The following is a 15,507-nucleotide window of genomic DNA, read 5'->3' as shown; positions in this document are numbered from 1 at the left end:
CGGCGTGACGGGATGACGACGGCCGGCGGGCCACCAGGGCCACCAAGGCGAACAAGCGTGAACTGGCGTGAACAGGCGTGAAGCGAGGGCCGATGACGGCGAAGAGTGACGGGACGACGGGCGGCGGGGTGCGCGAAGTACCCCTCGTACACGAGGCGTTCGAGGAGCGGGCCCGCCGGTACCCGGGCGAGCGGGCCGTGGTCTGCGGCACCGACGCACTCACCCGGGCGGAGCTCAATGCCCGGGCCAACCGGCTGGCCCGGCACCTCATCGCCCGGGGCGTGGGCCCGGAGGCCCGGGTGGCCGTGGTGCTGCCCCGCTCGGCGGACGCACTGGTGGCACTGTTCGCGGTGCTCAAGGCCGGTGGCACGTACGTCCCGGTGGACCCCGCCCAGCCGGCCGGCCGGATCGCGTCCGTGATCCGGGCGGCGGACTGCGCGGTGGTGCTCGACGGCCCGGTGGACCTCGACGGCCTCCCGGACACCCCCGTCACCGACGCCGACCGCCGCGCGCCCCTGGACCCCGCCCACGCCGCGTACGTCGTCCACACCTCGGGCTCGACCGGTACACCCAAGGGCGTCGTCGTGGAACACCGCGCCCTGGCCGCCCTGTTGCACCACCACGTCACCCCGCAGTACGCGGAGGTGGCGGCCGGCGACCGGCTGCGTGTCGCCCTGGTCTCGCCGCTCGCCTTCGACGCGTCCTGGGACCCGGTCCTGGCCATGGTGGCCGGCCACGAGCTGCACCTGCTGGACGACGACACCCGCCGCGACCCGGCCGCGCTCACCGCGTACGTGACCCGGCACGGCGTGGACGTCGTCGACCTCACCCCGTCCCACCTGGAACAGCTGCTGCCGCACGGCCTGGTCCGCGACCCGGCCGCCCGGCCCCGTCTCGTCGTCCTCGGCGGCGAGGCGTTGCCCGAACCGCTGTGGCGCGAGCTGCGCACCACCCCCGGCGTCACCGCGCACAACCTGTACGGCCCCACCGAGTGCGTCGTGGACGCGCTGTGGGCGGCGTCCGACGCGGCGGAGGACGTGGTGATCGGCCGGCCGGTCGCGCACGGCGACGCCTATGTGCTGGACGCCCGGCTGCGGCCGGTCCCGGACGGCGAGACGGGCGAACTCTACGTGTCCGGCGCCGGGTTGGCGCGCGGCTACCTGGGCCGTTCCGGCGCGACGGCGGCCCGGTTCGTCGCCGACCCGTTCGCGCCCGGACGGATGTACAGGACCGGCGACCTCGTCCGGCGGGGCACCGACGGCCTCGTGCGCTACGCGGGCCGGGCCGACGACCAGGTGAAGGTCCGGGGCTTCCGGATCGAGCCGGGCGAGGTGGAGGCCGTCCTCCGCGCGCATCCGGCGGTGGCGGTGGCCGCCGTCCGCGCGCACCGGGTCGGGGAGGGCGACCGGCGGCTGGTGGCGTACGTCGTGCCGGCCGGGGAGGTCACGGCCTCCGATGTACGCCGGTTCGCGGCCGACCGGCTGCCGGAGCACCTGGTCCCGGCCTCGGTCACCCTGTTGGACGCGCTGCCGCTGACCCCCAACGGCAAGCTCGACCGGGCGGCGCTCCCCGACCCCGGGCCGGTGGCGGCGGCCACCGGTGGCCGGGAGGCGTGCACCGACGCCGAGCGGGTGCTGTGCGCGCACTTCGCGGCGGTGCTGGGGCTGGAGCGGGTGGGCGCCGACGCCTCGTTCTTCGAGCTGGGCGGCGACTCGCTGCTGGCGATGCGGCTGGTCGGCCGGGTCGGCACCGCCCTCGGCGCGCGTCCGTCCGTCCGCGACGTCTTCGACGCCCCGACCCCGGCCGGGCTCGCCGCACGGCTCTCGGACGCCCCCGAGCGGCCCGCCGCCCCGCTGACGGCCGGCCCCCGCCCGGATCCCGTCCCGCTGTCGTCCGCGCAGCGGCGGCTGTGGTTCCTCGACCGCCTGGAGGGCCCGAGCCCGACGTACAACGTGCCGCTGGTCTCGCGGCTTTCGGGTCCCCTGGACGCCGGTGCCCTGCGGGCGGCGCTGCGGGACGTGGTGGCGCGGCACGAGAGCCTGCGGACGGTCTTCCCCGAGCTGGACGGGCAGCCGGTCCAGCGGATCCTGCCCCTGGACGAGGCGGTCCCGGCGCTGGAGACCGTGCGGGTGGACACCGCCGCCCTGGACGCGCGACTGGAGGAGGACTCCCTGCGGACGTTCGACCTCTCCCGCGACCTTCCGGTGCGGGCGTGGCTGTACGAACTCGGCCCCGACGAGCACGTGTTGCTACTGCTGGTACACCACATCGCCACGGACGGCTGGTCGCTGGACCCGCTCGTCCGGGACCTGGGCGAGGCGTACGCCGCCCGCGTCCGGGGCGAGGCGCCGCACCGGCCCCCGCTGCCCGTCCAGTACGCCGACTACACGCTCTGGCAGCGCGAGCTGCTGGGCGACCCCGCCGATCCCGACAGCCCGGCCTCCCGCCAACAGGCGTTCTGGACCCAGGCGTTGGCGGGAATACCCGACGAGCTGGGCCTCCCCTTCGACCGGCCGCGCCCGGCTGTCGCCTCCTACCGGGGCGGGACGGTCGACTTCCACCTGGACGCCGAGGTCCACCGGCGGCTCGCCGGGCTGGCGCGGCGGCGCGGGGTGACGACGTTCATGGTGTTCCAGGCGGCCCTGGCCCTGCTGCTGGCGAAGCTCAGCGGCGGCACGGACATCCCCGTCGGCACGCCCGTCGCCGGACGCTCCGACGAGGCGCTCGACGATCTCGTCGGCTTCTTCGTCAACACCCTCGTCCTCCGCACCGACCTGAGCGGCGACCCGTCCTTCGACGAGCTCCTCACCCGCGTCCGCGACACCGACCTCGCCGCCTTCGCCCACCAGGACATCCCCTTCGAGCAGGTCGTGGAGGCGGTCAACCCGGTCCGCTCGCTCGCCCGCAACCCGCTGTTCCAGGTGTCGCTGACGATGAACGAGCCGGACACCGCGCTGTCCCTGCCCGGGCTCGCGGTGACCGGGCGGCGGCCGGTGCTCGGTGTGGCCCGGTTCGACCTGAACGTCAACTTCCATGAGCGGGAAGGCAATCAAGGGGTCACCGGGCAGATCGAGTACAACGCCGACCTCTTCGACGCCTCCACGGTCGAAGCCATGGCCGCCCGGCTCGTCCGCGTCCTGGCGGCGGTGACGGCGGAGCCCGGCCGTTCGTGCGGCGCGGTCGACGTCCTCTCCCCCGGGGAGCGCACGCGGATCCTCGTCGAGTGGAACGCCACCGCGCTCGACGTGCCGGACACCACCCTGCCCGCGCTGCTGGAGGTCCAGACGGCCCGCACGCCCGACGCGCCGGCCGTCCAGGCCGCCACCGGCACCCTGACCTACGCGGAGCTCAACGCCCGGGCCAACCGGCTCGCGCGGCACCTCGTCGGCCTCGGCGTGGGCCCGGAGGCGCTGGTCGCGCTGCGGCTGCCGCGCTCGGCGGACCTCGTGGTCGCCGTCTGGGCGGTCCTCAAGGCCGGCGGCGCCTACCTGCCGATCGACGGCGAGTACCCGGCCGAGCGGAACGCGTTCATGCTGGAGGACGCCCGCCCGACGACGGTCCTCTCCGAGCTCCCCGACGTGTCCCACCTGCCGTCCGGCGACCTCACCGACGCCGAGCGGACCGCCCCGCTGCTGCCCGCGCACCCCTGCTACGTCATCTACACCTCCGGCTCGACCGGCGTGCCGAAGGCCGTGTCGATGCCCGGCGGCGCGCTCGTCAACCTGGTCACCTGGTGGGCGACCGTCGAACCGCCCGCCCGCATCGCCCTGTTCTCGGCGACCAGCTTCGACGTCTCGCCGATGGAACTCCTCATCGCCACCACCTCCGGCGGCTGCGTGCTGATCCCGGACGACGCGATCCGCAAGGACGCCGAGAAGCTGGTCGCCTGGCTCGCCGAGCACGAGGTGAGCGACCTGACCGTCGTCCCGAACCTGGTGCTGAACTCCGTCTGCGAGGCGGCCCGCGCCGCCGGCACCCGCCTCCCGGCGCTGCGCCACGTGGGCCAGGGCGGCGAGGCGCTCGTCCTCTCGTCGGCCGTGAAGGACCTCTTCGCCGGGGCGGACGGGCGGCGCCTGGACAACTGCTACGGGCCCACCGAGACGCACATGGCCACCGGCTACCGGATGCCCGCCGACCCGGCGGACTGGCCGGCGGACCCGCCGATCGGCCGGCCCATCGGCAACACCACGGTGTACGTCCTCGACCGGTGGCTCCAGCCGGTAGCCCCGGGCGTGATCGGCGAACTGTATATCGGCGGCGCCCAGTTGGCGCGCGGCTACCTCAGCCGGCCCGCGCAGACCGCCGGACGCTTCGTGGCCGACCCGTTCGGTCCGCCCGGCTCCCGCCTGTACCGCACCGGCGACCTCGTACGCTGGCGGGCCGACGGGGAGCTCCTGTTCACCGGCCGGGCCGACCACCAGGTGAAGATCCGCGGCTTCCGCATCGAGCTGGGCGAGATCGAGGCGCTGCTGCGGCGCCACCCGGACGTCGCCCAGGTGGCGGTCCTGGCGGTGGCGGACCGGCCGTCGGTGAAGCGGCTCGTCGCGTACGTCGTCCCGAACGGCCCGGTGGCCGGGCCGGAGGAGCTGCGCCGGTACGTCGCCGCGTCCCTGCCGGATTACATGGTGCCGTCGGCGTTCGTCACCCTGGACCGGATGCCGCTGAGCCCCAACGGCAAGCTGGAGCGCCGGCACCTGCCCGCGCCCGCCGCCGAGGCGTCGCGGCGGCCCCGCACCTGGGTGGAGAAGGTGCTGTGCGAGATCTGGTCCGAGGTACTGGACGCGCCGGGGGCCGGGATCGACGACGACTTCTTCGCGCTGGGCGGGCACTCGCTGACCGCGACCAAGGTGATGAGCCGGGTGCGCGGCAGGCTCCGCGCCGACCTGCCGGTCCGCGCCCTCTTCGAGCGGCCGACGCCGGCCGGGCTCGCCGAGCTCGTCGGCACGGCGGGCGCCGCCGGGCACGCCCTGGCGGCGGGGCCGCGCCCGGAGCGGATCCCGCTGTCGTCCGCGCAGCGGCGGCTGTGGTTCCTCGACCGCCTGGAGGGCCCAAGCCCGACGTACAACAACCCGCTGGTCTCGCGGCTTTCGGGCCCACTGGACGCCGACGCGCTGCGGGCGGCGCTGCGGGACGTGGTGGCGCGGCACGAGAGCCTGCGGACGGTCTTCCCGGAGGTCGACGGACAGCCTGTCCAGCGGATCCTGGCGCCGGAGGAGGCGGTTCCGGCACTGGAGACCGTACGCCTCGACGCCGCCACGCTGGACGCGCGACTGCGGGAGGACGCACGGCGGACGTTCGACCTGACGCGGGAGATCCCGGTGCGGGCGCGGCTGTACGCGCTCGGCCCGGACGAACACGTGCTGATGGTCGTGGTGCACCACATCGCCTCCGACGGCTGGTCGCTGGAGCCGCTCGTCCGCGACCTGGGCGCGGCGTACACCGCGCGCGGCCGGGGCGGGGCGCCGGAGTGGGCGCCGCTGCCCGTCCAGTACGCGGACTACACCCTCTGGCAGCGCGACCTGCTCGGCGACCCCGCCGACCCCGACAGTCGGGCCGCCGCGCAACTCGCCTTTTGGAAGGGTGCGTTGCTGGGCATCCCCGACGAGATGGGACTTCCCTTCGACCGGCCGCGCCCGGCCGCCGCCTCCTACCGGGGCGGGACCGTGGACCTGTTCGTCGACGCCGGCGCGCACGCGGGCCTGGCGGAGCTGGCGCGGCGGCGCGGGGTGACGACGTTCATGGTGTTCCAGGCGGCCCTGGCCGTCCTGCTGGGGAAGCTGACCGGCGGTACGGACATCCCCGTCGGCACGCCGGTCGCCGGGCGCTCCGACGAAGCCCTCGACGACCTGGTCGGCTTCTTCGTCAACACCGTCGTCCTCCGCACCGACCTGAGCGGCGACCCCGCCTTCGACGACCTCCTCACCCGCGTCCGCGACACCGGTCTCGCCGCCTTCGCCCACCAGGACGTCCCCTTCGAGCAGCTGGTCAGGGAGCTCAACCCGGCGCGTTCGGCGGGGCGGCACCCGCTGTTCCAGGTGATGATGCCGTTCAACAGCAACCTGGCCGACACCGCGGTCCGGCTGCCCGGCCTGGCCGCCGAGCCGCTGGACGAGCCGCTGGAGGTCGCCAAGTTCGACCTCTCGGTGAACCTGCGCGAGGAGTTCGGGCCGGACGGCGAGCCGCTCGGAGTGCGGGGGAACATCGACTACAGCACCGACCTGTTCGACCACGCGACGGTCGTCGCCGTCGCCGAGCGCCTGCACCGCGTCCTGGCCGCCGTCCTCGCCGCCCCCGGCACCCGGCTGTCGGAGATCGACGTGGTCGGACCGGAGGAGCGGCGGCGGCTGCTGACCGACGGGAACGGCGGCCCGGCCCCCGAACCGGTCGGTGAGAGCGAGCTGTTCGCCCACCGGATGATCGAGAAGCGGGCCGGCGAACGTCCCGCCGCGCCGGCCGTCGTCCACCGCGACGCGTCCCTCACCTACGCCGAGCTCAACCGCCGCGCCAACCGCCTGGCCCGGTACCTGATCGCCCGGGGCGCGGGCCCGGAGGACCGGGTGGCGGTGGTGCTCCCCCGCTCCGCCGACCTGGTCGTGGCCCTGCTCGCGGTGTGGAAGGCCGGGGCGGCGTACGTGCCGGTGGACCCGGCGTACCCGGCCGAGCGGATCGCCTACCTGCTCGCCGACGCGGCGCCGCGCGTCGTCCTCGACGGGCCGGTGGACACCGGCGCGTACGCCGATGACGACGTCACCGACGCCGAGCGGACCGCCGTCCTGGACCCGGCCCACCCGGCGTACGTCATCCACACCTCCGGCTCGACCGGCCGCCCGAAGGGCGTCGTCGTCGAACACCGCGCCCTGGCCGCCTACTTGCGCTACCTCCGCACGGCCTATCCCGGCATCCCGGGGACGAGCACCGTGCACTCGTCGGTGGCCTTCGACCTGACGGTGACGGCGCTGTACGGCCAGCTCGTCAGCGGCGGCCGTGTCCACCTGGGCGAGCTGGGCGACGACGACGCGCCGCGGCCCGGCTTCGTCAAGGCCACCCCCAGCCACCTGGAGCTGCTGGCGTCGCTGCCCGAGCAGGCGTCCCCGAGTGCCTGCCTGGTGATCGGCGGCGAGGCGCTGCACGGCAGGGCGCTCCGGGGGTGGCGGGAGCGGCACCCGGACGCCTGGGTGGTGAACGCGTACGGGCCGACCGAGTCGACCGTCAACTGCTGCGACCACCGGCTGCCGCCGGGTGCGCCGACGCCGTCCGGGCCGGTGCCGATCGGCCGGCCGTTCCCCGGGGTCAGGGCGTACGTCCTGGACGGCCGGCTGCGGCCCGCGCCGACGGGCACGGTCGGCGAACTGTACATCGGTGGCGCCCAGTTGGCGCGCGGCTACCTCAACCGGCCCGCGCTGACCGCCGCCCGCTTCGTGGCCGACCCGTACGGCCCGCCCGGCTCCCGCCTGTACCGCACCGGCGACCTGGCGCGCCGGCGGACCGACGGCGTGCTGGAGTTCGCCGGGCGCGCCGACGGCCAGGTGAAGGTGCGCGGGCACCGGATCGAGCTCGGCGAGATCGAGGGCGTGCTCCGCGAGCGGCCGGGCGTGGCCCGGGCCGCGGCGGCGGTGCACGGGTCCGGGTCCGAGGACGGCGACCGGCGGCTGGTCGGCTATGTGGTGCCCGAGCCGGGTGCCGCCGTCGACCCGGAGGAGGTGCGGCGGGACGTCGCACGGTTCCTGCCCGCCCCGCTGGTCCCGGCCGCCGTGGTCGTCCTCGGCGCGCTGCCGCTGACGCCCAACGGCAAGCTCGACCGGGCCGCGCTCCCGGCGCCCGACTTCGCCGGGGCGGCCCGGGGCGGCGTGCCGCGCACCGCGCGCGAGGAGCTGCTGTGCGCGCTGTTCGCCGAGGTGCTGGACGTGGAACGGGTGGGTCCCGACGACTCGTTCTTCGACCTGGGCGGGCACTCGCTGCTCGTCGTCCGGCTCGCCGGCCGGCTCCGGGCGGCGTGCGGCGTCCACGTCACCATCCGCGACCTGCTGGACGCGCCGACGCCGGCCGCGCTCGCCCGGCGGACGGCCGCGGGCGAGGCGGGCACGGCGGATCCGCTGGCGCCGCTGCTGCGGCTGCGCGGCGGCACCGGCACCCCGCTGTTCTGCGTCCACCCGGCGGCCGGCACCGGCTGGGTCTACACCGGCCTGCTCCGCTTCCTGGCCCCCGGCCGGCCGGTGTACGCCCTCCAGGCGCCCGGTCTGGGCACGCCGGAGCACGCGGCGGGCACGCCGGACGACGTGGTGAAGGACTACCTGGCCCGGATCCGCGAGGTGTGCCCGGACGGGCCGTACGCCCTGCTGGGCTGGTCCGTCGGCGGGCTGATCGCGCACATGCTGGCGGTCCGGCTGCGGGAGGAGGGCGCGGAAGTCCCGCTGCTGGCCCTGCTGGACGCCTACCCCCGGACCCCGGAGGACGCGGGCGAGGAGCAGGACGCCGACGAGGCCGCCGCGCTCCGGGCGCTGGCCGCCTCGCTGGGGCGGGACGTCGCCCCGGACGGCAGCCTCGCGGGCCCGGCGGACGTGGACGTGGCGTCGCTGGTCCGGGTCTACCGGGAGATGAGCCGGGTGTACGCCGATCCGGTCCTGGGCCGGTTCGACGGAGACGCGGTGCTGTTCCGGGCGGCGGCGGACAAGCCGGACGGCTCGCCGTACACCCGGGAGCTGTGGCGCCCGTACCTGGCCGGCCGGCTCGACGTCCACGCCGTGGACTGCGACCACGGCGGCATGACCCGGCCGGCGCCGCTCGCCGCGATCGGGCCGGAGCTCGACCGGCGGCTGGCCGCCCTGACCGCACCGGACGCCCCGCCCGCACCTCCCGCACCGGCCACCTCGGCCTCCCCGGCCGGGCCGGACGCGCCGTTCGCCCCCGCCGCTTCGGCCACCCCGGCCGCCCTGATCACCGCGCCCGGCGCCACCGCCGCGTCCGGCGCGTCCGACGAGAACGACCACCGCGGAGGAATCCGGTGACGACACCCACCGTGCCCACGGCACACCTGCACCACGTCGGGGTCCAGACCTTCGACCTGGACAACTCCCTCGCCTGGTACCGGGACTTCCTCGGCTGCCGGCCGACCTGGACCGCCGAGACCTTCTCGGAGCTGACGCTCAGCCGGCTGCCCGGGGTGTCCCGGATCACCGAGATCGTCGCCGGGGGCGTCCGGCTCCACCTGATCGAGCGCACCACCCGCGTACGGGAGCGCGGGCCCGAGGACCGCGTCCAGTTCCAGCACGTCTGCCTCGCCGTGGACACGCCGGAGGAGCTCGCCCGCCGCCGGGAGCTGTGGCAGGAGCTGTACGCGTCCGGGCGGTACGACTTCCTGCTGCCCGACCCGCCGTCCGGGATCGTCACCGACGCCGAGGGGGTCCAGAGCTTCTACTGCCTGGATGTCAACGGCCTCGAGCTCGAGTTCACCTACGTACCGGAGCCCACCCGATGAGCCGCAACGCGACCGCGGTCGCCCTCTCCCTGCCCGGCGCGCGCGGCTGGGACTTCGGCGACTACCCCTACGCCCTCGAACCGCTGACCCTGCCGCACCCCGGCGACCCGTGGCCGCTCGCCCCGGACGCGGGCCCGGAACTCCGGGAGGCGTGCCGGGAGTTGCTGGCCGCCGCCGACGAGGGCGAACTGTTCACCGAGCCGGTGACCGAGGAGGGCCTGGAACGCCTCTTTTGGTTCCGGTGGATCACCGGGCACCACATCTCGTTCGTCCTCTGGCGGCTCGTCGCCGCCGCCCTCGACCGGCTCGGCGCGGGCGAGGAGGAGGACCTGGCGACGGCCCGGGAGATCCACCACCACGTCCGGGCGTACAGCGCCATGATGCTGTACACCGGATCCAGCACCCCGGAGATCTACAACGCGGTCATCCGGCCGAGCATGTACCGGCTGCACAGCACGTTCAGCGGCACCTGGGCGGCCGACTTCCCGGCCGTGCGCAGCCTGTTCCGCGGCCGGAAGGTGCCGCCGGTGCCGGCCACCGAGGCCGACGCGCTGGTACGAGAGGTGGCGCTCGGCCACCGGATCCACCTCGGGACCGCCGCCAAGCTGGTCGCCGACGGCCGGTCGCTGCTCCAGCACCTGGTCGACAACCCGCCCGAGCGGCAGCCCCGGATGTGGACGAGCGTCTTCGACTGCTACTTCCTCACCCTGCGCGCCCCGGTCGCCGGCCAGGAGGTGCTGGCCCAGCTCCTGCGCCGCTGCAAGGCGGTCGCGATGGACCTGACGACGAACGGCCTCTACCCGTCCGTCGCCCACTACCCCGGGCCCGCCCCGGACGAGCTGTGCACGCCGGACGTCCTGGCCTGCGAGAACGAGCTCACCGACATCGTGCTCCGCACGGCCGCGCTGGCCACCGCCGTCGGCGCCGAGCCGACGGGTACCGGACCGACGAGCCCCCGAAGGAACGGCTGAGAACATGGCTGAGACGATGCGCCACGGAATCATCATCCTGCCCGAACAGCGCTGGCAGCAGGCCCGGGACCGCTGGGTGACGGCGGAGCGGCTGGGCTTCGACCACGCCTGGACCTACGACCACCTGATGTGGCGCTGGTTCCGCGAGAAGCCGTGGTTCGCGACCATGCCCACCCTGACGGCCGCCGCCACGGCGACCTCCCGCATCGGCATCGGCACCATGGTGGCCAGCCCCGGCATCCGCCACCCCGTCGCCTTCGCCAAGGAGATCATGACGCTGGACGACATCTCCGGCGGCCGGGCGATCTGCGGGGTCGGCGCCGGGGCGGGCGGGTTCGACGACGAGGCCCTCGGGCTGCGGCGGCTCGACCCGCGCGAACGGGCGGACCGCTTCGCCGAGTTCGTCGACCTCACCGACCAGCTGCTGCGCGAGCCCGAGACCACGTACCGCGGCGACTGGTTCACCACCACCGGTGCCCGGCTGCACCCCGGCTGCGTCCAGCGCCCGCGCGCGCCCCTCGCCGTCGCCGCCACCGGGCCGCGGGGCATCCGGCTGGCCGCCTGCCACGCCGACATCTGGGTCACCATCGCCTGGCCCGGCCACGGCGAACCGGTCCGCTACGACCAGGCGCTGCCCGTGCTCCGCGAGCAGTCGGCGCTGCTCGACAAGGAGTGCGAGGCGATCGGCCGCGACCCGGCCTCCGTCCGCCGGCTGGTGGTCACCGGCGCGATGATCGACGGCGTCATGGAGTCCGTCGAGACCTACCGCGACGCCTGCGGCCTCCTCGGCGGCATCGGGATCACCGACCTCGTCGTGCACTGGCCGCGCCCCGACTTCCCGTACCAGGGCGACTTCTCCGTGCTGGAGGACGTCGCGAACGAGGTCCTGCTGCCCGGCCGCGCCGCGTAACCCCCTCCCCTCCCCCGGCCGTCCGGCCCGTCCCGAAAGGGTTCTCCTCCTGTGCTGTTCCGTCCCGAGCTCCACGGCACGCAGGGCGCCGTCTCCTCCACCCACTGGCTCGCGTCCGCCGCGGGGCACGCGATGTTCGACCGCGGCGGCAACGCCTTCGACGCCGCGGTGGCCGCCGCGTTCGTGATCCAGGTCGTCGAGCCCCACCTCAACGGTCCGGCCGGCGACGTACCGATCATGGTGCACGACGGCGCGACCGGCGAGGTGACGGTCGTCTGCGGGCAGGGGCCGATGCCCGAGGCCGCCACCGTCGACGCCGTCCGCGCCCTCGGCCTGGACGCGATCCCCGGCTCCGGCCTCGTCGCGGCCTGCGTCCCCGGCGCCTTCGGCGCGTGGATGCGGGTCCTGCGCGACCACGGCCGGCTGCGCGTCGCCGACGTCCTCGAACCGGCCATCGGCTACGCCGAGCACGGCTACCCGCTGCTGCCCCGCGCCGCCCTGATGATCGAGGCGCTGGCGCCGCTGTTCCGCGACCACTGGACCGCGTCCGGGGCCACCTACCTGCGGAACGGCGACGTCCCCAAGGCCGGCTCCCGGATGCGCAACCCCGACCTGGCCCGCACCTACCGCCGGCTCGTCGCCGAGGCCGAGGCCGCCGGGTCCGGCCGCGAGGCCCAGGCCGACGGCGCGACCACGGCGTTCTACGAGGGGTTCGTCGCCGAGGCGATCGACGCGTTCGTCACCACCACCGAGGTCGTCGACTCCACCGGCGTCCCGCACAAGGGCCTGCTCACCGGCGCCGACCTGGCCCGCTGGCGGCCGGGCGTCGAGCGGGCCGCCACCCTGGACTACCGGGGCATGCTGGTCCACAAGCCCGGCCCCTGGTCCCAGGGCCCGGTCTTCCTCCAGCAGTTGTCGCTGCTGGCCGGCTACGACCTGGGCGCGATGGGCTTCGGCAGCGCCGACCACCTCCACACCGTCGTCGAGTCCGCCAAGCTGGCGTTCGCGGACCGCGAGGCGTGGTACGGCGACCCGGAGCACGCGGACGTCCCCCTCGCCGCGCTCCTCGACCCCGCCTACGCCGACGCCCGCCGGGCGCTCATCGGCCCCGAGGCGTCGGCCGTCCTCCGGCCCGGCGCCCCCGGCGGCCGCGAGCCGTGGATCCCGCCCGTCCTCGACGCCACGGACGGCCCGGTCGAGCCCGAGTGGCGGGCCGAGCTCCACAACGGCATCCCCACCGTCGTCCGCAAGACCGCCGGCAAGGGCGATACCACCTGCGTCAGCGCCACCGACAAGGACGGCAACATGGTGGTCGCCACGCCCAGCGGCGGCTGGCTCAAGAGCTCGCCCGTCGTACCGGGGCTCGGCTTCCCGCTCGGCACCCGCGGGCAGATGGCCTGGCTCGCCGAGGGCCACACCAACCAGCTCGCCCCCGGCAAGCGGCCGCGCACCACCCTCAGCCCCACCATCGTCCGCACCGACGACGGCCGGCCGCACCTCGCCTTCGGCACGCCCGGCGGCGACCAGCAGGACCAGTGGACGCTCAACTTCTTCGTCAACCACGTGGACTTCGGCATGTCCCCGCAGGAGGCCGTCGAGGCGGCCACCTTCCACACCGAGCACGTGCCCACCTCGTTCCACCCCCGCCAGGCCCGCCCGCTCGGCGTGGTCGTCGAGGAGGGCGGATTCCCGGAGGCCACCCTCACCGAACTGGAGCGCCGGGGGCACGAGATCAGGAAGGCGCCCGCGCTGAGCCTGGGCAAGGTCTGTGCCACCGGCCCCGACGGCGACGGCGGCGTGCTCGCCGCCGCCAGCCCGCGCGGCGGCCAGGCGTACGGCGTGGTGCGGTGACCGGATGACCACCCGACACTCAGGAGGACCGGCCGTGCCGAGGATCGTGCTGCTCAACGTCGGGACCGCGGCCCCGCGCGCCGTCCACCGCCAGCTGTGGCTGCTCCGCGAGGGCGACGTCGTGGTGAGCCCCCTCGTGCCGGACGAGGACTTCCTCCGGTACGTCTGCGGCGAACTCGGCGTCGACCGGGCCGCGCTGCGCTTCGTGTCCGCCGGGGAGAACCTGACGGACGAGGCCCTGACCGCGCCCGCGCTGATCCACGAGGTCCGCGCGCTGCTCGCGGAGCACGACGCCTGGGAGCTGCTGCCGGCCCACCACACCGAGGGCGTTGCCGCCTTCGCGGACCTCTGCGGCCTGCCGGGCGACACCGGGCTGCGGTTCGCGGCCCAGCGCGGACCGGTGCTGCTCAACCGCAAGTCGCACTTCCGGCAGCTGGCCGTGGGCGCGGACGTCCCGGTGCCGGACGGCACCGTCGTCACCGGGCCCGCCGCCCTGGCCGCCGCAGTCGAGCGGTACCTGCCGCGCACCGGCACGGTGGTGGTGAAGCGGGACGACGACCTGGGCGGCCAGGGGAACGTGGCCCTCACCCTCAAGGAGACCCGGCCGCTCCCCGGCACCCGCGCGACCCTCGCCGCACGCGCGCCCGAGGCCGCCGCGGACGTCCTGTGGGCGGAGCTGACGGACGCACAGAACCCGGTGCTGGCCGTCGAGTCGTACCACCGGTCCACGCACAGCTTCTACGCCGAGTACCTGATCGGCCCGGCCGGGGACGTCACGTTTCTCAACAGTGGGACGATCCGGCGGCGCGCCGACATCGACCCGGCCGCCAGCGAACTCGTCTGGGTGGGACTGGAGTTGCCCGCCGAGCTGCCGCCGGGCGCCGGCGCCCGGGCCCTGACCGCGTCGGCCCGGATGGTCGCGCTCGCGGCGGCGATCGGCTACCGCGGGCACATCAACGTCGACGGCATCGTCACCGACACCGGCGAGGTCCTCTTCAACGAGGCCAACGCCCGGTGGGGCGGCAGCCTCGCGCTGCACGCCGCCGGCGAACGGCTGCTGGGGCCGGCCTATCTGGACACGCATGTGCTGTCCGGGCTGCGGGACGTGCCCGCGCTGCCGCTGCCGGCCGCGCTGGACACACTCCGCCGGCACGGGCTCGCCTTCTCGCCGGAGATCGGGGAGGGAACGGTCGTCCTGGGCTACGACCCGTCCGGGGAACGGCCGTTGGAGTGCGTGGTCCTCGCCCCCACGCGGGAGCGGGCCCGTGCCGTCGAGGCGGCGGTCCGCGACGCCGTCGGGGAGGTACGGCCGTGAGCGACACCCAGGGTGTACGGCAGGAGACCGGTGACCGCCCGTACCGCCAGGGGCTCGACAAGGCCCTGCTGATGAACCTGGCCCGGGCGGACCGGCGGCGGGTCGCCGCGCGCACGGCCGTCCTGGCCGTCGTCTACGCCGCGACGGCGACCGTGGCGCTCCGGCCGGGCGTCGGCTGGTGGGGCCTGCTGGGCTCCGCGTTCCTCGGCTTCGTCCTCGCCGGCTTCATCAACGCCGCCCACGACTGCGTCCACGGCACTCACCTGGGATCCAGGAAGGCCAACCGGATCGCGGGCGCGGCCTGGTCGACACCGATCCTCCTCAACTACACCATCTACCGCCACCAGCACCTCGTCCACCACCGCTACACCGGGGTGGAGGGGGACAGCGAGCCCGCCGAGCACTACGCGACGCTGCGCGCCTACCTCTACAACCTGTCCGGGCTGCCGTTCTGGCCGGGCTTCCCGCGCCGGATCGTGAAGACCTGGCGCGGCGACTTCCCGGCGAGCGTCCGGACGGACGACCGCCGACGCGACGCGAAGCGGGACAACTGGGCGATCTTCGCCTGGATCATGGCGATGGCCGTCCTCACGGCCCTCTTCCCGTTCGCGCTGCTGATCGCCTACTGGGTGCCGCTGGTGCTCTCGCTGCCCGCGAGCGTCTTCCTCAGCCTGCCCGAGCACTACGGGCTGTGGGGCGTGCCGGAGGTGTCGCGCAACACCCGGACGGTCCGGTCCAACCGCTTCGTCCGCTACTTCATGTGGAACGCCAACTACCACGCGGAGCACCACCATTACCCGGCGGTCTCCTCACTCAACCTGCACCGGCTGCACCGGTCCATGCCTGTCCCGCACCCGATCCAGGAGAAGTCCTACGTCCGCTTCCACGCGGGCCTGGTGGGGGCGCTACGCAAGGGCAGACAGGACTACGGGCGGGCGGCCGGAAGATGAGTGCTCTTCTTTCGAACGACCCCATGACGACCGGG

7 protein-coding genes are annotated in these 15,507 nt (G+C 75.1%); all 7 read left to right on the top strand.

All coding sequences use genetic code 11. The features are described 5' to 3' along the window. The first annotated feature begins 92 nt into the window (after positions 1-92). From K7I03_RS30385 to K7I03_RS30355, 7 genes are read left to right on the top strand one after another with little or no spacing between them, the layout of a single operon-like run. Positions 93-9,005, top strand: coding sequence for a non-ribosomal peptide synthetase (locus K7I03_RS30385; RefSeq protein WP_185940922.1), 8,913 nt, complete (start codon positions 93-95; stop codon positions 9,003-9,005). Continuing rightward, on the top strand, positions 9,002-9,475 hold the full coding sequence (locus K7I03_RS30380) for a VOC family protein (protein ID WP_185940921.1): 474 nt from the start codon (positions 9,002-9,004) through the stop codon (positions 9,473-9,475). The genes K7I03_RS30385 and K7I03_RS30380 overlap by 4 nt, the downstream gene beginning before the upstream one ends. After that, the gene (locus K7I03_RS30375) at positions 9,472-10,446 is read left to right on the top strand and encodes a hypothetical protein (protein WP_185940920.1); all 975 of its coding nucleotides are present in this window, start codon (positions 9,472-9,474) and stop codon (positions 10,444-10,446) included. The genes K7I03_RS30380 and K7I03_RS30375 overlap by 4 nt, the downstream gene beginning before the upstream one ends. Before the next feature lie 4 nt (positions 10,447-10,450). Further along, positions 10,451-11,356 (top strand): LLM class flavin-dependent oxidoreductase, encoded by a 906-nt coding sequence (locus K7I03_RS30370; RefSeq protein WP_274390182.1) that lies wholly within the window; start codon positions 10,451-10,453, stop codon positions 11,354-11,356. 51 nt (positions 11,357-11,407) lie between these two features. Then, complete coding sequence (locus tag K7I03_RS30365) at positions 11,408-13,207, top strand: gamma-glutamyltransferase family protein (RefSeq protein ID WP_185940919.1); 1,800 nt, start codon at positions 11,408-11,410, stop codon at positions 13,205-13,207. Positions 13,208-13,241: 34 nt separating this feature from the next. Then, a complete protein-coding gene (locus K7I03_RS30360) occupies positions 13,242-14,522 on the top strand; it encodes a preATP grasp domain-containing protein (protein WP_185940918.1) in 1,281 nt (426 codons plus the stop codon). Continuing rightward, positions 14,519-15,472, top strand: coding sequence for a fatty acid desaturase family protein (locus K7I03_RS30355; protein ID WP_185940917.1), 954 nt, complete (start codon positions 14,519-14,521; stop codon positions 15,470-15,472). Before K7I03_RS30360 ends, K7I03_RS30355 begins: the two co-directional genes overlap by 4 nt. Positions 15,473-15,507 lie beyond the last annotated feature (35 nt).

The sequence above is a fragment of the Streptomyces mobaraensis genome, assembly GCF_020099395.1.
Classification (GTDB): Bacteria; Actinomycetota; Actinomycetes; order Streptomycetales; family Streptomycetaceae; genus Streptomyces.
This window is presented reverse-complemented; position numbering and strand designations above follow the sequence as displayed.

Bases quoted from the DNA above. Each gene is read 5' to 3' on its own strand.
- K7I03_RS30385 (WP_185940922.1), top strand. From the start codon at position 93: ATGACGGCGAAGAGTGACGGGACGACGGGCGGCGGGGTGCGCGAAGTA.
- K7I03_RS30375 (WP_185940920.1), top strand. From the start codon at position 9,472: ATGAGCCGCAACGCGACCGCGGTCGCCCTCTCCCTGCCCGGCGCGCGC.
- K7I03_RS30370 (WP_274390182.1), top strand. From the start codon at position 10,451: ATGGCTGAGACGATGCGCCACGGAATCATCATCCTGCCCGAACAGCGC.